This is a genomic window from Solibacillus sp. iso_87, assembly GCF_056173085.1.
In genome coordinates, this window is the sequence record NZ_CM149656.1 from 3405576 (window position 1) to 3424283 (window position 18708).

Below are 18708 nucleotides of genomic sequence, written 5' to 3' on the forward strand. Positions count from 1 at the left end.
AAATAGCTTGAATAAGCTTTTCATTGAACCACCTTCATTTCATTTCAAAGCTTGCCTACCGTTTTTTCAACTTTTTCTTTATTGATTTTACAGGCTCTGGCTTTATATCTATAAATTCCGTTTTCTCTTTATCTACAACTGTTTCTTTAACCTTTTCGAAAATGTTTGTAAGCTTCATGCCCCGTTTTGTAACTTCTTTTTCTATATGGGCAACTGTTTCTTTTAGTACTTGAACACGTGCGTAGTTTTTGTCGTTCCCTGCTATTAAGTGCCAAGGAGCGTTTTCCGAATCGGTTTTTTCGAACATTTCATCGGCTGCCTCAAAATATAAATTAAATTTATCACGGTTCCGCCAATCTTCAGCTGTCAATTTCCATGATTTATACGGATCGGCTGCTCTTTCATTAAAACGTTTAAGCTGTTCATCCGAATCGATATGGATCCAAAATTTAATCATTATATAATCTTCATCTGTCAGCTGTTTCTCAAAGCTATTAATTTCTTCATAAGCGCGTTTCCACTCTGCTTCTTCAGCAAACCCTTCTATGCGCTCCACCAATACCCGCCCATACCAGGAACGGTCGAAAATTGCGATCTGGCCATGCTGCGGCAACTTTCTCCAGAAACGTTGCATATAATGATACCTCATTTCATGAGGCTGTGGGGCAGAGATCGGCCATACCATTAACCCGCGCGGATCGATACGTTCTGTTAGGCGCTTGATCGCTCCCCCTTTGCCTGCTGCATCCATACCTTCAAATGCAATAATAAGGCCAATTTTATTGTTGAATAAAAATTGCTGGGCATTTAGCATTTCGTATTGCAAAGCTTTCAATTGCTTCTTATAGATTTCCTTCTCCAGTTTTTGCGATAAATCCACATCTTTTAGCTTTTTCAAATAGTGCTGCCTCCCCTACTCCATTTATTTATGTATATTTTACTTGAAAGTGTATGGAATTGGTAATTGTTGCAGTCATTTATTTGAATCATTTGATTATTTTATGTTGGGACCATGTTTTGATAGAACAAAAAACGCGGGTGCACTTATGTATGCACCCACGTTTATAACTTAGTCTTCTAATGTTGTTAAAATGATCGGTTTGTCTTTAGTTACGATAATCGAATGTTCGATTTGGGCAACTAATGATTTGTCCGGTGTAATGAATGTCCAGCCGTCACCTGATTCTACGATATGCTCAGCCTTTGCCGAAATAAACGGCTCTACTGCCAACACCATGCCTTCTTTCATGATTGTTGTATCCCAAGCATCATAATAGTTCAATACATGGTTTGGCTCTTCGTGTAATGATTTACCTAAGCCATGACCAGTTAAGTTCATAATTACTGTCAACCCGTGATCCCGTGCTTCACGCTCTACAGCTTTACCGATTTGATTTAATTTTGAACCTGCTTTAACCTTTGTCATTGCACGATCAAATGCTGATTTTGCTACAGTGCAAAGTTTTTCTTTCTCTTCATAACCTTCACCAACGACAAATGAAATACCTGTATCTGCAAAATACCCGTTTAAAGAGCCCGAAACATCAATGTTTACGATATCGCCTTCCTGAATAACCTTGTTACCTGGAATACCATGTGCAACTTCGTGATTTACTGAAATGCATGTATATCCCGGAAAATCATATTCGCCTTTAGGACCTGAAACCGCGCCTGCTTCCGCAAACATACGGCCTGCAATTTCATCTAATTCTTTCGTTGTCACGCCAGGTACTGTCGCAGCTTTCATCGCCTCACGAATTTCAGCACAAATGCGTCCAATTTTTTTAAACGCCTGTATTTCTTCTTGAGTAGTAACAATCATGTGTAACTTCCTTCCTCTTAAACAATGTCTACCCTTAACTATAGCATACTTAAAATCGGTTGTAATTGTTCAAGGATTTTAAAATTTACCGGTTTATTACTAATTTAGTACGACTTTCTACTATATAAAAAAGAAAAAACTTGCAGCGGGAATTGTATTTCTCGCTGCAAGCCTTGAGTTTTCTATTCGCTATGTTGTTTTTACTTTTTGCAGTAATCGGGGTGCAGAAGTGAATAAAATAACTGCGATAATTGCCGTAAGTATTGTAGCAGGTACCATATAAGTACTGTTGTAAATAATTGAATAGGCCCATACATTATCATCGCCTGCATATTCTTTAAAGAACACGACACCTGCAAGCAAGTGCGAAACAAATCTTAAAGCACCACCTATAAGGGCCCCGATGACGATATAAAGTGCCATTTTTACTTTATTGAACGATTGTGCAGCCTCTAATAATGGCTTTCTTACAATTGCCGCTAATCCTACTACTGTAAAGGCAAGACCATAATCTAAAATTGCCTGAAGCCAGTGTACAATGTAAGCACCGAACATCATTTGCATAACGCCGATCAGCAAACCTGTTGCAAGTCCTGCCGTTAACCCCCAACGAATAGCCATTAACATGATCGGTACCATAACAAAGCTGATTGACCCGCCTTGTGCCCACATTTTAAATGATACTTGATCCAACACAAGTCCGATGGCAGCAAATATCGCTATCTCCACCATCATCAATAATTTCATTCTGTCCATAACAATTCCCCTTTCTTTTATCCGATGTAACAAAAGTGAAGAGGGATAGAATAGAAATCAATTACGCATTAGCGTAATTGCGTCGGGATTCGGCTTTACGCTCGCGTAAAGAACTCATATCCGAATCCATGACATCCGCCGGAGGCTTTTACTTTTTCAGAAGGTTTTTAGAAAAAGTAAAAAACGATAGTCAGGACAAAAGCCTGACTATCGTTTGAACAGTCGGATTCTATCCACATCCCTACGCAAGTGCTAACTTACAGGTTCAAAGAGTCAGTGCAATCCCGTGCACAATCTCAGCCGACTTTCTCGGCACCCCTTGTGGTACATCTAATTTTTTATTGTTTGAACATGCTCATTGTAACGAATATTTTTACAACTTTCAACAGCTATTATTTTGAAACGTACTAGAATTACATATAATAGATACGAAGGAGTGATAAATAATGGATCAATCGAAAGGTTTAAGTGCACTGAGCTATTTAAGCTTTTATTTTGCACCGTTTATTTTACCGTTAATTATATTTATTGTTACGAAAGATAATGCAGTTAAAGGCCATTCTAAAAAAGCTTTTATTACACAACTCATACCGATACTGTTAGGGATTCTGTACATTATTTACTTTTTCACTTCCGTTCTTTCCTGGAACGATACTTTGACCTTGAGCATTCAGGATTTTTTTATTAGTTCGCATTTTATCGGATTTATTCTTTTAGTTGTTATTACGTTCATCCTGGCGATATGGAATCTAGCTCAAGCGATTAAAGTTTTACGTTAATGTTTATGAAAGCTTGTTCTTTGGGTATATTTTTTATACGAAATGTATTCGTTAAGGAGTGTTTACTAATGAAATTAAATAAACTTATTAAAACAGCAATTAAATATGGACCAATCGTGTATCCTATCATAAAAAAAATGATGGACAACAAAAAATCTACACCCCAACCAGCAACTACACGACGAACTCCAAAACGTTAATGCAAAAAAAACACATTTCCCACTTTTACTGGAGGGAAATGTGTTTTTTCTTATTTAATAATGATCTCCGTTTTACTGTAGCCTTCTTTTAGCTTTTGCACTTGTAAAATAGCCGGCATTGCTGCTTTTAGTTCGGCCACATGGGAGATGACGCCGATTAAGCGGCCTGTTTGTTGAAGATCGATCAATATATCGATTGCCCTTCTTAACGCTTCCTCATCTAAAGTACCGAAGCCTTCATCAATAAACATCGTATCGATATGCACACTTCCTTGAACACTTTGAATAACATCGGCCATTCCTAATGCTAATGAAAGTGATGCATTAAATTTTTCACCGCCGGACAGTGTTTTTACATCCCGCGTTTGCCCTGTATGGCTGTCATATACATCGATGCTGAGTCCGCTTTGGGCATTTCCTTCTTTCCTTCCTGTAGATTTCAGGAAGTATTGGCCATTTGATAGGACACGCAAACGTTCATTTGCCGCATGGGTCACTTTTTCCAAATAGCCGATTTGTACAAACCGCTCAAATGAAATTTTCGCATCATTTTGACCGCGAATTAAATTATAAACATGTTCAACTTGCATCAGTTTCGCTTTATAGCTTTCGATCTGCTGTGCGGATTGGTCAAGTCTATCGCGCGTCTCCTCACATTGCTCCACATAGGACTGGATCAGTGTCATTTTTGAGTACTTTGCCTCAATCTGCTCATTCAGCTCATGAATCTGTTGCTCACATGCCGTTAAATCAGCTCGTTCTTTTCCTTCAAGCAAAGGTTCTTCCTCAGCAATTTGAACAGATAATGTATGAACATTTTGCTTGTACGCTTCAACCGCATCCTGAATTTGCTGCTGTACATTTAAAGGCAATAACGCAGTTTTATACGTTTCTAAGTCGAAACCTTCCTGCAGCAATGCTGACTCAAATACTTTTCGAGCTAAAGTATATTCCTGCTGTTTTTCTGTTACAAGATTCTTCGCATGTAGATGGTTCACTTCACAAGTTTTTTCATCTAATTGGATTTTTTGCATCGCTTCAAGTGCATTTTGAATCGCAATTTTTAAATGGTGATGTTTTTGCTGCTGGCTTGCCAATTCTTGTGTTACTTCATCCAATCTAGAAAACTGAGGCAATAATGATTGCTCACTTTGCTCAAGCTTCCCTTTTTCCTGCGCATATTGTTTATCAATATCGATTACATATTGCTGCCCTTTTTCAATGCGACCTTGCAACACTTCTTTGTTTTCTGAAAGCTGTGCCATCGTTTTCTTTTCATTGATAAGCTGGGCCTGCTGCTGTTTTTGCTTTGTCAACTGCGCAGTCAGTACGGCCAATTGCTGTTCATACTCATGTAGTTGTGAAAGCTCAGCTTCAAGTGACTGAAGCGCACTTCTTTTCTGTTCCAATGTTGCCTTTTCCACATCTAATTGCGAATTGACCTGATAAAAGCTTTGCATCGCCCTATCACCTTCCTGACGCAGCTGTGCCAACACATTTTCATCAATGACAACCGCTTCGCTGTTATGAATGGCTGGGTGCTCTGTGCTCCCACATACAGGACATGCTTCCCCGTGCTGTAATGATGCCACTAGAAAGGCTGCCTGATTGCTGCGTATTTGCTGCTCCATGTTTTGCAGCTTCTGTTGTGTTTCATCAGTAATTTGTTTCTTATCTGCAAGCTGTTTCACTAAAGCTTCCACATTCATCTGTAATGCAGCCACTTCTTTTACCATTTCAATTTTCCGTGTTAATGCAGCATGTACTTCATACGTATCATGGTATGTAATGGTCGCATCTTCCAGCTCATTTATAATGGCTTGCTGCTGTTGATGTTTTTCTTTTAAAGAGGATGCTTCGTTTTGCAGCTTATCAAATAATTGCTTGGCGTTTTTTTGGTTTTCTGCAAGCTTTGAAACATTTTCCCGCTGTGTATTAATCGATTGATAGATCGGAACAAGTTGTTCAAGCTGCGAAATCGATTTTGTATAGTTATCTAACAATGGTTCTTGCCGCTTTTTCTCCTGATAATGATTTGTCGCCTGCTGAAGTTGTGCCTGCGCACGTTCATAGTCAGTCTTTGCTTTTTGTAAGGAGACTTCTGCTTGTTCAAGCTGCCGTTTTACCTTCTCATATTCACGCTCTAAAGGTTCAATTTGATTAGCCTTTTTGGCAAGTACAAGTTTCTGCTGTTCTGCTTGTATTTTATCCTTTTGCTGCAGTAATTCTTCGAGCCGCGCTTTCCGCATTAAAAACTTTTCAATCCGCTCATTTAACAGTCTTTGTTCATTTATTGTTTTAACTAACTTTTTTAATTCATTTTTTGAAAAATCATATTCCCCTTTTAATGCAGTACATTGATCTTCATAATATTGCTGTTCTGTCAGCAAGGCACTCTTTACTTGATACAGATTAATGACATCATTGTTCAGCGATGAAAACAATTCCGATTCTCTATGAGGGAGTCGGGACCGGATTTCATGAATTGTATTGTCCTGTTGCATCTTTGCTTGTTCAAAATGTTTTTCAGCAATATTCTTTTTCTCTTTCAGCAGTTCCACCATTTTCGTGAAGCGTTCCGTTTTGAATATTTTCCGGAAAATCTCCTCTTTATGCTTTGATTCCGATGTGAGGAGCTTTTGAAATTCCCCTTGCGGCAGCATGACGATTTGATTAAATTGGGACTGTGTTAAGCCAATCAGTTCTTCAACTTTCGACTGAATGAGCTTCACTTGAAACTTTTCAACAGCGGGTACAATGACTCCATCCGTAATCTCAAAAAATTCGCGCTTTGCACTTGCACCGTCATGACCAAACTTCCGCCAAATACGGTAAAGGCGACCGTGAACTTCAAATTCAAGTTCGACTTCCGTATCAATCGTTTCATCCGCAAAATCACTGCGTAAAAACAGCGACTTTTCCCGATCCTCTCCACTTCCAGAATCATAAAGTGCAAACGTAATCGCATCGAAAATAGTCGTTTTCCCCGCCCCCGTTGCACCGGAAACGACAAAAATTCCATGCTCATGGAGTTTTGTAAAATCAATAACTTCTTTTTGATGATACGGTCCAAATGCTGTCATCGATAATTTGATTGGTTTCATCGTTACAGCACCTCCTGTTTTTCACGTTCATTTTCGATTAGCTGCTCTAATACATCAGTATAAATCTCTTTAATTTCATCACTTAAAGGCTTGCCTGTCATTTCCGTGTAAAATAGTTCAAACAGCTCCGAATCATCCATTTGAACACGGTTCATTGTTGTCGCATGCTGTTCAAGCTGTTCATACACAACCGTTCGTTCAATATGCAAAGCATTCGGATAAACAGTGCGGACAAGTTCGGCAGCACCTTTCACATAATGTTCATCCTGTAATTTAACAAATACATAATCGTCATTTACTTTATGCTGCAATATATCCTCAAGCATTCCCGTCACCACACGCATGTCCCGTATTGGTGTAAGCAGTCTTTTTTCAATCGCCACTGTTCCGTCTTCTTTTAAATCAACAATCAAAAATCCCTTATTATGTGTCACTTCAGATTCTGAATACTTAAGTGGCGATCCGGAATATTGAATTTTCTCGTTTGCAACAAAGTGGGCCTGATGTAAATGTCCTAATGCTGTATAACAGAACGGTTCGAATAATGCTGAGCTGATACATTCCGTCCCGCCAATCGTCAATTTACGTTCAGAGTCACTTGTATTCGGCTCCGGCATCCCGTCTTTTGTAATGAAGGCGTGACCGATTATAACATTGCGTTTCGTATAATCCATTGTCTGCTTAATCTGGTCAATGATTTTTGCCATCGCCGCTTCATGCGATGTAATGGATTGATCGTCAAATACTGCCCGTACAATTGACGGCTCTGCAAAAGGAACTAAATAAAAATGAACGTCCCCGTATTCATCATGCATAATAACTGGATCGATATTCAGTTCTAAATGACCGACGATATGTAAACCGCTCGCCTTCATAAATTCACTGCCAAAATTTAAACGTGTAGCGCTATCATGATTTCCAGCGATTGCTAAAATCGGCGTTTTTTCATCGACTAAAATTTCTTTCAATGTTTTATTTAAAAGTTGGATCGCATCTGTCGGTGGTACTGACCGATCATACAAATCTCCGGCTATAATAATGACATCCGGCTTTTCTTTTCTAATTTCTTCGATAAACTGTTTAAGCACAAATTGCTGGTCTTTCGTCATCGATACACCTTGTACTATTTTTCCTAAATGCCAATCTGCTGTGTGAAAAATTTTCATGAATACCGCCTCCTATCTTTTAACTCTAAGTGTACATGAGGGAAAATAAAAAAACCACATCGTACGAATATTCGTTCGTACGATGCGGTCGATACTTACTGCTTTACAGCCATTTTGCCGGCTGAAATTTCTTCCATGTAGTGGCATGCCGCTTCATGCGTATTCTTCATAATAGAAGATGTACGCAAAACAGGTTCTTCCGTTCTGCACTTATCTGTCGCAAATGGACAGCGTGTATGGAATCGGCAGCCTTGTGGTGGATCGATAGGTGACGGTACATCACCTTTTAAAACAATACGATTTTTTACAGCATCCGGATCAGGTACAGGAATCGCTGATAATAATGCTTTCGTATAAGGATGCTGGGGGTTTTCGAAAAGGCTTGTTTTATCGGCAATCTCTACAATTTTCCCTAAATACATTACGATAATACGATCCGAAATATGACGTACTACCCCTAGGTCATGCGAGATGAATAAATAAGTTAATCCATATTCATTTTGCAGCTCTTCCAGTAAGTTCAGCACTTGCGCCTGAATCGAAACGTCCAGTGCCGATACAGCTTCATCACAAATAATCAGTTTTGGATCAACCGATAATGCACGGGCAATACCGATACGCTGACGTTGACCACCAGAGAATTCATGTGGGTAACGGTCTGCCTGGTATGGTCGTAATCCAACAGTTTCAAGCAGTTGTTCGATACGGGCACGTCGCTGATTTGACGGCAGTACATTTTGAATATGCATTGCTTCGTTCAGCACACTTGCAACTGTCTGACGCGGATTGATCGACGCATACGGGTCCTGAAAAATGATTTGCAGATCTTTGCGGAATTTACGCATTTCGCCTTTCGGAATTTTCGTAATATCAGTCCCCTGAAATACTACGGAACCATCTGTCGGCTCTTCCAATCGCAAAATCGCACGACCTGTCGTGGATTTACCACAACCCGATTCCCCTACAATACTGACAGTTTCCCCTTCATAAATCGTAAAGGATATATCATCTACCGCTTTTACGTGGTTGACTGTACGGCCTAAAAATCCTCCCTTAATCGGGAAATACTGTTTTAGTCCCTCAACCTTTAACAGTTCTTTTTTCGCCATATAGCGTCACCTCCGATTCTCCATCCCATTCGTCCGAATACATCCAACAGCGGATTTGCTCTGAACTATTGTCATCTGTATTCAGTAAATCCGGCTGCTTTTTATGGCAAAGCTCGATTGCAACAGGACAACGGGGAGCAAAGCGGCATCCTACCGGCATTTCATGCGGGCTTGGCACCATTCCTTTAATCGGAATCAGTTTTTCCTGTTCCACATCGTGACGTGGCAATGAATTAAGTAATCCTAACGTATATGGATGTTTCGGATTTTTGAATAACGAACGGACATCTGAGTATTCTACCACTTGTCCTGCATACATTACCGCCACATAATCACAAGTTTCCGCTACTACACCTAAATCATGGGTAATCATAATAACAGACATGCCTAGACGATTTTGCAGATCTTTTATCAGTTCAAGAATTTGTGCTTGAATCGTTACGTCCAGCGCTGTTGTAGGCTCATCCGCAATTAAAATTTCCGGATCACATGCCAGTGCCATCGCAATCATTACACGTTGACGCATTCCTCCTGAAAGTTCGTGCGGGTATTGCTTAACACGCTTTTCCGGAGATGGAATACCTACAAGCTTCAGCATCTCTACCGATTGCTGCATCGCTGCTTTTTTGTCCAATTTTTTATGGATTCGGATTGTTTCACTAATTTGTTGGCCTACAGTATAAACCGGGTTTAATGATGTCATCGGTTCTTGGAAAATCATAGAAATTTGGTTTCCTCGAATATCACGCATCGCTTTTTCTGAAAGTTTCAGCAAGTCCTTCCCTTTAAAAAGAACTTCGCCACCTTTCGTTTTACCGTTTGAAGCAAGTAAGCGCAGTATTGAAAGTGATGTGATACTTTTCCCAGAACCCGATTCCCCTACAATCCCGATTGTTTTACCTTTTGGAACAGTAAAGCTTACACCATCAACAGCACGTACTTCTCCAGCATCCGTGCCGAATGATGTTTGTAAATTATTTACGACTAAAATGTTTTCCGTTTCATTCATTTGCCACACCTCTTTTCATGTTTAGTTCAAGTCAATTCGTTTATTTAAGAACTTGTAAGAAATATCAACAAGCAGGTTTACAATTACGAATAACAGTGAAATTACTAGTACAGTCCCTTGTACAATCGGGAAATCCCTTTGCCTGATTGCATCAATTGTCAGACGTCCCATACCGTTAATAGCAAAAATTGTCTCAGTTAATACAGCACCGCCTAAGAAACCGCCAAACTCCAGACCAATAACCGTTACTACAGGGATGAGCGCATTTTTCAGTGCATGGCGGTAAATAACGATACGCTCTGACACACCTTTTGCACGAGCAGTACGGATATAGTCCTGACCGATTACTTCAAGCATTGACGAACGTGTCATACGAGCAATGATTGCTGCTCCCCCTGTCCCTAGTGTTACGACAGGTAAAATTATTTGGCGCCATGAATCTCCCCATCCGGAAGGACGCATTTTTAAAAATTCCGGCAAGTCCATACCGAATGGCAGATTTCCTAATGCAAACCATTGGATCAGCAGTAAACCTAACCAGAAGTTCGGCATTGATAGACCGAAAAGTGCGACAATCATAATCGATACATCAGTAAGCGTATAATGACGGACTGCCGAAATGATTCCGGCAATTAAACCGATAAATACAGCTAAAATTGTGGCATATACAGACACTTCCACCGTAATCCAAAAACGTGCCTGAATTTCATCCATTACCGGGCGTCCGCTGCGAATGGAGTTTCCTAAATCACCCTGCAGGGCATTCCCTAAAAATCGGCCGTATTGCACATATGGCGGATCATTCAGACCCAGTTTTTCACGTAAATTTTCTACCGTTTGTTCAGATGCACCTTCCCCTGCCATTACTTGTGCAGGATCTCCAGGAATTAGGAACATCAATGAAAATACTAAAATTGAAACCCCAAACAATACGGGAATCGTTTGTAATAAACGACGAATAATATATTTAGTCATTTACTGTTCCACCTCCTATTGTTTCATCTTCGGATCAAGTGCATCACGTAATCCGTCACCAAAAATGTTAAATGCCAAAACTACGATAACAATCATCATTCCAGGAATTAATACCATATGTCCCGCATTATGCATAAACGCACGACCATCACTTAACATAGCTCCCCATTCCGCTGCTGGCGGCTGTGCGCCTAAACCTAGGAATGCTAAGCCGGAAGCTGTCAAAATTGCCGTTGCAATACGCATCGTTGCTTGTACGATAATAGGTGACATAATATTCGGTAAAATGTGCTTAAAGATTATACGAATATCTGATGCACCGAGTGCTTTTACCGCATCAATGTATTCGAGTTTTTTCACTTGTAAGGTTGATCCTCGGACAATACGGGCGAATGCTGGTATTGAGAATATCCCAACCGCAATAATTACGTTTATTAAACTACCACCTAATACTGATACAATCGCAAGTGCTAGTAAAATACCAGGGAATGCTAGCAAAATATCCATAAGACGCATCGTAATTGTATCTACTGCCCCTCCGTAATACCCGGCTACAATTCCTATTACGACTCCGATAATTCCGCCAATAAATACGGATAAAAATCCTACCGTTAACGTTAGCTTTGTACCGTTAACAATACGGGAGAAAATGTCCCGCCCGAAGTTATCAGTACCAAACCAATGCTCTTTTGAAGGTGGTTGTAATTTGTTTAAAATATTTTGAGCATTTGGGTCTGTCTTTACTAAAAATGGTCCAAATATCCCTACTAAAATGATAAAAAGAATGATTAATCCACCAACTACTGCCGCTTTATTTTTTAATAAACGCTTCATAAATGTTTTAAAAGCTTCTGCTCGGGGATTACTTTTTCTCACAGTAGAAGGATTTTGCTCTGTTTGTGTTGTACTCAATATAATTCACCCTTTCAAATTTTATTTTCCTTCTTACAACAATATTAAATTTGTATAAGCATTAGTATATAGACTGAAATCTGAACATTTCAACATAATATTTTTTTACTAAAATTCAGAATATTTTAATATTTTTATATTTTTTAGTTCAAAAGTTATACTTGCATAATGTACTTTTATATGGAAACAAATCCAAAAACTTGATTCTGTTAGATTTTTATCATTTTTCTGAATTTAATAACATTATAATAAGATACTATAAAAAACATAATTTTTCTACTTAAAAAAGTTTTTTTCTTTTTTGTATTTGATGCTTTGTAATCATGTGCTATTCTATTAACAGAAATTACATTTTTGTAATATTCTAAAATCAACTAAATGGGGGGACTTCCAACATGTCATTTTCTAAAAAGTCGCTATGGATGCTACTTCTTACATTTACACTTGCACTTGTGCTAGCTGCATGTGCTGGTGGGGATGATTCAGAAGACACATCAAAAGATAGCGGAGACACTGGAACTGAAACAAATACTGACTCTGGTACTACAGAGGAGGCTGCGGCTGGCGGCGACTTAATTATCGCCGAGTTATCTGATGCAAGCTCATTGGATCCACATGGTTCAAATGACGTACCATCATCTAACATTCAATCAAACCTTTATGAAACATTAGTAAACCGTGATGCAAACGGGGAATTAGTACCTGGTCTTGCAGAATCTTGGACTCAAGTAGATGATTTAACTTGGGAATTCAAGCTTAAACAAGGTGTTACTTTCCATGATGGTGAAGCATTTAATGCTGATGCTGTAAAAGCTTCATTCGACCGTTTATTAGATCCAGAAGTTGCATCTCCACGTGCTTTCTTATTTGAGATGGTAACAGAAGTTAAAGTAGTAGATGAATCTACTATTCAATTCGTAACTGAATACCCATTCTCACCATTACTTGCTCACTTAACGCATAATGGTGGTAGTATTATTTCACCTAAATCAATCGAAGAAGATTACGCTGCAATGGAAGCTGATTCATCAGTTAAAGCTGGTTCTGTAATCGGAACAAACCCGGTTGGTACTGGTCCATTCAAATTTGAGAGCTGGACTCCGGGTACTGAAATTAAATTAGTTAAGTTCGCAGAATATGCTGGCACTCCAGCACACATTGATTCTGTAACATTTAAAGTAGTACCAGAAAGTGCTACTCGTGTTGCTGAATTACAATCAGGTTTTGCACACATTATTGGTGCAGTAGAGCCTGGTCAAGTAGCAAATGTTAATAGTTTTGATGGTGCTTCTGTATTAGAAACAGCTTCTTCATCTTTAACATACCTTGGTTTCAATACTGAGAAAGAACCTTTCAACGATCCAAAAGTACGTCAAGCAATTTCTAAAGCAATCGATCGCCCGACTTTAATCGAAGGTATTTATGAAGGCTTTGGTATTCCTGCGATTTCACCATTAGCTCCTGGTATTTTCGGATACACAGAAGATGTGACTTCTATGGCTTACAACATTGACGAAGCTAAAGCATTACTTGCAGAAGCAGGATATGCGGACGGCTTTAAAACAACAATTTGGACGAATGATAACCCTGCTCGTCAACAAGTTGCAATTGTTTTACAAGAAGAATTGAAGAAATTAAACATTCAAGCTGAAATCGAAGTAATGGAGTTCGGTTCATACTTGGAAAAAACAGCTGCTGGTGAGCACGATATGTTCATCTTAGGCTGGTCTAACCCAACTGGTGATGCGGACTACGGTCTATATGCATTATTCCACTCTTCACAACATGGTGACCCAGGTAACCGTTCATTCTACACAAGCGAAAAAGTAGATGAATTATTAGAAAAAGGTCGTCGTGAAGCAGATCCAACTGCACGTGAAGCAATCTACAAAGAAGCTTTACAACTTATCTCTGACGAGTCGCCAATGGCATTCGTATTACACCCATATACTTTAACTGGTGTATCTGATAAAGTGTCTGGCTTCAATGTTGGTACTGACAGCATCTATCAACTACGTGACGTTAAGATTAGCGAGTAGTTGAACACAAAAAAGCATTCCTTCAAGAAATTCTTGATGGAATGCTTTTTTTATACAAATATCGGTATCGGTTGACCCAGCATATGCAGTGCGATATATGGTACTTCTTCTACAGCTGACTCCCTTTGCAACTGCAGTATTTCTTCAAATGTTTTCGGATTTGGGGCTGGCATTGCAGCGATCGGCAAAATGAGTGCCTCATTCCCGCTATAACTTTTCAACATTTCATTAGCCATCATACGGTACCCAAGCTGGTTTGGATGCACATCAGCCACATTCGGCAAATATGTTGTGCGCTGCTGTTCAAATGCTTCATAAACATCCACAAATATATAGCCTGCTGCTTCTGTTTCCTGCTTCAGTATCGTATTTAAAAGCTGTACCGCCTCTACCGCTCCAGCTGCCTGTTCTTTATGAACACTAGCATAAGGGAAATAATAGCCAAGTACATAAACTGCCGCTTTCGGTGCCTTTTCATTAATTAACGAAAGCAGCTCTTCCATTTGGGTACGTACTTCATTTAATGCGAAATTCGCATTCAGCTGACTAAAAGCGAGTGTTCCCTGTTGCGGGTTATGTGTAATAAGCGGCAGTAAATTATTCGCTCCTGCTGACAGTGTGATTAATGTTGCTTCACTTAGTAATGGTGCGGCCTTTTCAGACTGAACTGTTTCAATCACATTTTTTACACGGTAACCAGGGAAAGTAAGCTCTTTAGAAAAATGCCCGAGCTTGCCATGGCGCTCCAGCTGCAAAGCAATGTAATCGGTATAACCTGCATCAATTTGACTGTAAGGTGTTTGCCCTGCTGCCAAAGAGTCGCCAAGTGCAATATAAACTTCCCGTTCATTGGCTAATGCAGCCGTTGGAAACAGAACAATACAAAAAATAAGACTGAATATTATTTTTCGCATTTATTCACCCCACCTTCAATTGTTAGAATGCCCAATTACCTTTTCTGAAAATCGGTTCTGTTGTGCCATCCGCCAGAATTCCGTCAATATCCATTTCCGCACTGCCGATCATGAAATCTTCATGTGTGATCGATGTGTTAATGCCCAGTGCTTCCAGTTGGCCCTTTTCAAGTTCCTTGCCACCTTCATAGCAAGTCGGATATGCTTCTCCGATTGCTAAATGGTTAGAGGCATTTTCATCAAATAATGTGTTGTAATATAAAATATTTGATGAAGAGATGGGTGATTCATGTGGTACTAATGCCACTTCTCCCAAATATGAAGACCCTTCATCAGAAGCAACTAGCTGCTGTAATAAGTCCTGACCTACTTTTGCCTCAACGTTAACGATTTTACCTTTTTCAAAAGTCAGCTTGAAATCATCAATAATATTACCTTTATAAACGAGTGGCTTCGTATTTGATACATAGCCGCTTACACCATATTTTGCAGGTAATGTAAAGACTTCTTCTGTCGGCATATTCGCGATGAATGTCGTACCATCCGGTGTCTCGCTGCTTCCGCTTTTCCACAGATGTTTGTCCGGAAGTTCAATCGTCAAGTCTGTACCAGGTGCCGTGTAATGAAGCTTCGCATACTTTTTCTTATTCAGCATATCGGCACGTACTTGTAAGTTTTCAATATGAGTTTGCCAGTTTGCTACTGCATCCCCTTCACCAATACGCACTGTTGTGAATATAGCATCCCATAATGCGGGAACCTGCTCTTGTTCCGGTAAATCAGGGAATACTTTTGCCGCCCATTTCGGCGAAGGAACAGCAATAATTGACCATGCAATATCATCATTCATAACAGCTTTACGGTAATTTACTAATGCTGCACCGGCTGCTTTTTGCTGCGTTCCGATTTTTTCTGAATCAATACCTGCCAGTAAATCAGGATTTTCCGCATCGATCCAAAGAAGTGCACCTTTACGTTCAATTAATTCTTCACGTTGTGCAACAACCCATTTCGGGAAATTAGCTGTTTCTTCTACCGTAACATTCTCATAATAAGCACGTTCAAAGCTGGCATCAGTTAAGTTTACATGAACACGGCTTGCGCCTGCTTCATATGCTTTTTTAACGACAATACGTGTAAAGTCCAGCGTATCCGTAGATGTGTTAATTAATAAATATTGTCCTTTTTGAATATTTACTCCGATTCGAACGGCTAAATCTGCAAATTGCTCCAACTTCTCTTGGAATGTCATGAATTATTTCTCCTTTTTCTTACTGAAAGTCATACCTTTTTTATTGGACTTTGCTTGGTACGGCTTTTTCTCTGTTGCTTTGTTCGCTGCAGGTGCCGCTTTTGAAGATACTGTCTTTGCATTCCCCTCGACAAGCTGTCCTTGAGTCCATACTTTTTGAACACCTTTTAAGGAAAGATCGCGCAACCATTTTTTGAATGTCTTTTCGTCTTTGTACGATAGTAATGTCAGTACCTCACCGTCAGCACCGGCACGTCCTGTACGCCCTGAACGGTGTGTATACTGCTCGATTGTTCTTGGTACATCAACATGAATAACATGTGTTAAACCTGAAATATCTAAACCTCGTGCAGCAATATCCGTCGCAATTAAAATGCGTGCTTCCCCTTTTCGGAATGCATCCAGCGCTTTTTTACGCTCATCTTTTTTCATATCTGAATGAAGTGCTACAATCGGTGCATCACGGTACTCCAGCTTGTTCTGTTTCATTAGTACTTGGTCGATGTTATTAACAAATGCCAATCCGCGCAATCCTTCAATATTAGCTAATCGACGAAGCATATCTGTTTTGTCTCGCTCTTCCACTTTTACGAAAGAGTGGACAACTTTACCGAACTTCACCATATCTTCCGGCTTTATTTCGATGCTGATCGGCTCGAACATTAAGCGCTCTGCTACAAGCTTGATCTCTTCTGTAATTGTAGCCGAAACGACAACGACTTGACGGCCGAATGCTGCATTTTCGATAAACGATTTTACGACAACACGGTACTCGCGGCTAAGCAACTGATCGCATTCATCCAAAACGATTGTTTCGATTTCTTTAAGTTTTAATTTACCTTGGCGTGCCAATTCATTCAGACGACCTGGTGTCCCGACAACGATTGTTGGCTTTTTCTTTAATTTTTCGATTTGGCGTGCCGAGTTCGCACCACCGATTAGTTGCTGCACAGTGATGTCTGTTCCTGCTGTCCAGTCACGGATTACTTCAACGATCTGCATCGCAAGCTCTTGTGAAGGTGCAACGATCAATGCCTGAGTTTGTTTCTTGTTACCGTCTACTTTATTTAAAATCGGTAATGTGTAGGCTAATGTTTTCCCTGAGCCTGTCGGTGATTCTGCCACGATATCTTTTCCCTCAACCATCGCAGGAATCATTTCCTCTTGTATTTTCATTGTCGTTTCAAACGACCATTTATTTTGAAGTGTTTCGTTTAATAAGCTAATTGCTGACATATTGTTTTACCACCTTTTATTCGTTGGCTTTAGTGTACCATATTCCATTATTAATGCGAAAATTTGGCGGAATATCGGTTGGTGTGTTTTACAGCGAAAAAAGAAGGCGATGTGTCAATTGAAAAACGGAGCGTGAAAGCTGGGGGATTTTCTAATAAATTTGAAAATCATCTAATATATTTTAATTAGTTCTAATAAAAACGTCCACAACAAAAAAGCATGCCGGAAATATCCTTCCAGCACGCCTAGCTTCTACACTCTCTCGATAATTAGAGCAATTCCTTGTCCGCCACCGATACAAAGACTTGCAACCGCATACTTCCCGTTGCGTCGCTGCAGTTCATATGCAGCGGATAAGATAATTCTTGTTCCACTTGCACCTACCGGGTGACCGAGTGCGATTGCACCACCATTTACATTCGTTTTCTCACGGTCCAAGCCAAGTTCCTTCTCCACCGCGATATATTGGGCTGCAAATGCTTCATTAATTTCAACTAAGTCCATGTCTTCAATTGTTAAATTCGCACGCCCCAATGCTTGACGAATTGCCGGAGCGGGTCCGATTCCCATAATTGTCGGGTCAACACCCGCTATTCCCCATGAGACAATGCGGGCTAACGGCTTTACCCCATGTTCATTTACAAAGTCTTCACTTGCGACAACGACAGATGCTGCCCCGTCGTTAATTCCAGAAGCGTTTGCAGCAGTAACCGAGCCGTCCTTTTTAAATGCTGGGCGTAATTTTGCCAAGCTCTCCAGTGTACCGCCTTCTTTAATATGTTCATCCTGATCTATTAAAATCTCGCCTTTTCTCGTAGCTACAGCAACCGGCACAATCTCTTTTGCAAAGATACCGTCCTGGCGCGCTTTTGCAGCACGTTCGTTTGATAGAAGTGCGAATGCATCTTGCTCCTCACGAGAAATCGTATATTGTTCAGCAAGTTTTTCTGCCGTCAAGCCCATCCCTGAGCCCGTATACCGGTCAGTTAATGTCGCTTGTAGCATATCTGTAAACTCCAGGTTGCCTAGTTTCGAACCGCTAAAGCGTTGTTCGAAATTCGAATATGGCGATTGGGACATATTTTCCGCTCCGCCAGCGAGTACAACCTCCCCTTCACCTAGCTGAATCATCTGAGCCGCCGATACAACCGATTGCATACCCGATCCGCAAAGACGGTTTAAAGTTAATGCCGGCACTTCCTTTGGCACCTCTGCATAAAGGCCTATATGACGGGCTAAATATGCTGAGTTCGCACCGGTAGTAATTACCCCCCCGTAAATGACATGGTCGACTTGCTCAGGCTGTACGTTTGCACGCTTTAACGCTTCCACTGCTGTTTTTGTACCAAGCTGTACTGCATCTATTGTTGCAAAAGAACCTCCAAAAGCTGTAAATGCTGTACGTGCCCCGTCTACGATATATACATTTTTCATT

At 40.2% G+C, this 18708-nt stretch carries 16 protein-coding genes and 1 riboswitch; of the genes, 3 read left to right on the forward strand and 13 right to left on the reverse strand.

Going from position 1 to position 18708, the window contains the following annotated elements:
* Nucleotides 1-55: 55 nt before the first annotated feature.
* The 3 genes from AC0VXV_RS17460 to thiT form a co-directional block, all read right to left on the reverse strand.
* Nucleotides 56-898: a polyphosphate kinase 2 family protein gene (locus tag AC0VXV_RS17460; RefSeq protein WP_475529450.1), complete on the reverse strand. Its 843-nt coding sequence runs from the start codon at nt 896-898 to the stop codon at nt 56-58.
* Between the two features lie 171 nt (nt 899-1069).
* Nucleotides 1070-1822, reverse strand: a complete 753-nt coding sequence (gene map, locus AC0VXV_RS17465) for a type I methionyl aminopeptidase (protein ID WP_475529451.1) — start codon at nt 1820-1822, stop codon at nt 1070-1072.
* 189 nt (nt 1823-2011) lie between these two features.
* Nucleotides 2012-2578 carry an energy-coupled thiamine transporter ThiT gene (thiT, locus tag AC0VXV_RS17470; RefSeq protein WP_475529452.1) on the reverse strand — a complete coding sequence of 189 codons (567 nt, stop codon included), beginning with the start codon at nt 2576-2578 and terminating at the stop codon, nt 2012-2014.
* 221 nt (nt 2579-2799) lie between these two features.
* Nucleotides 2800-2908: riboswitch (TPP riboswitch) on the reverse strand.
* Between the two features lie 116 nt (nt 2909-3024).
* Between thiT and AC0VXV_RS17475 the strand changes: the two genes are divergently transcribed.
* Together AC0VXV_RS17475 and AC0VXV_RS17480 are read left to right on the forward strand one after the other, a co-directional pair.
* Nucleotides 3025-3357, forward strand: coding sequence for a magnetosome magnetite crystal formation protein family (locus AC0VXV_RS17475; RefSeq protein WP_475529453.1), 333 nt, complete (start codon nt 3025-3027; stop codon nt 3355-3357).
* A 68-nt stretch (nt 3358-3425) separates the two neighbouring features.
* Complete coding sequence (locus AC0VXV_RS17480) at nt 3426-3557, forward strand: hypothetical protein (protein WP_340733243.1); 132 nt, start codon at nt 3426-3428, stop codon at nt 3555-3557.
* A gap of 50 nt (nt 3558-3607) precedes the next feature.
* Here the strand turns inward: AC0VXV_RS17480 and AC0VXV_RS17485 are convergent, their stop codons facing one another.
* The 6 genes from AC0VXV_RS17485 to nikC all read right to left on the reverse strand — a co-directional run bounded on the left by AC0VXV_RS17485 (nt 3608) and on the right by nikC (nt 11835).
* Nucleotides 3608-6661, reverse strand: coding sequence for an AAA family ATPase (locus tag AC0VXV_RS17485; protein WP_475529454.1), 3054 nt, complete (start codon nt 6659-6661; stop codon nt 3608-3610).
* Between the two features lie 2 nt (nt 6662-6663).
* Nucleotides 6664-7827 (reverse strand): exonuclease SbcCD subunit D, encoded by a 1164-nt coding sequence (locus AC0VXV_RS17490; protein ID WP_475529455.1) that lies wholly within the window; start codon nt 7825-7827, stop codon nt 6664-6666.
* Between the two features lie 95 nt (nt 7828-7922).
* Nucleotides 7923-8936 carry an ABC transporter ATP-binding protein gene (locus AC0VXV_RS17495; RefSeq protein ID WP_475529456.1) on the reverse strand — a complete coding sequence of 338 codons (1014 nt, stop codon included), beginning with the start codon at nt 8934-8936 and terminating at the stop codon, nt 7923-7925.
* Complete coding sequence (locus tag AC0VXV_RS17500) at nt 8908-9945, reverse strand: ABC transporter ATP-binding protein (RefSeq protein WP_475529457.1); 1038 nt, start codon at nt 9943-9945, stop codon at nt 8908-8910. Before AC0VXV_RS17500 ends, AC0VXV_RS17495 begins: the two co-directional genes overlap by 29 nt.
* A gap of 21 nt (nt 9946-9966) precedes the next feature.
* Nucleotides 9967-10920 carry an ABC transporter permease gene (locus AC0VXV_RS17505; RefSeq protein ID WP_475529458.1) on the reverse strand — a complete coding sequence of 318 codons (954 nt, stop codon included), beginning with the start codon at nt 10918-10920 and terminating at the stop codon, nt 9967-9969.
* 15 nt (nt 10921-10935) lie between these two features.
* Entirely contained in the window at nt 10936-11835 is a 900-nt protein-coding gene (nikC, locus tag AC0VXV_RS17510; protein ID WP_475531489.1) for a nickel transporter permease, read from the reverse strand.
* Between the two features lie 392 nt (nt 11836-12227).
* Between nikC and AC0VXV_RS17515 the strand changes: the two genes are divergently transcribed.
* Complete coding sequence (locus tag AC0VXV_RS17515) at nt 12228-13871, forward strand: glutathione ABC transporter substrate-binding protein (RefSeq protein WP_475529459.1); 1644 nt, start codon at nt 12228-12230, stop codon at nt 13869-13871.
* Nucleotides 13872-13921: 50 nt separating this feature from the next.
* Here the strand turns inward: AC0VXV_RS17515 and AC0VXV_RS17520 are convergent, their stop codons facing one another.
* The 4 genes from AC0VXV_RS17520 to AC0VXV_RS17535 form a co-directional block, all read right to left on the reverse strand.
* A complete protein-coding gene (locus AC0VXV_RS17520; protein ID WP_475529460.1) occupies nt 13922-14785 on the reverse strand; it encodes an SGNH/GDSL hydrolase family protein in 864 nt (287 codons plus the stop codon).
* Between the two features lie 22 nt (nt 14786-14807).
* Nucleotides 14808-16037, reverse strand: coding sequence for an aminopeptidase (locus AC0VXV_RS17525; protein WP_475529461.1), 1230 nt, complete (start codon nt 16035-16037; stop codon nt 14808-14810).
* Between the two features lie 3 nt (nt 16038-16040).
* A complete protein-coding gene (locus tag AC0VXV_RS17530; protein WP_475529462.1) occupies nt 16041-17273 on the reverse strand; it encodes a DEAD/DEAH box helicase in 1233 nt (410 codons plus the stop codon).
* Nucleotides 17274-17525: 252 nt separating this feature from the next.
* Nucleotides 17526-18707 carry an acetyl-CoA C-acetyltransferase gene (locus AC0VXV_RS17535; protein WP_475529463.1) on the reverse strand — a complete coding sequence of 394 codons (1182 nt, stop codon included), beginning with the start codon at nt 18705-18707 and terminating at the stop codon, nt 17526-17528.
* Between the last annotated feature and the right edge of the window lies 1 nt (nt 18708).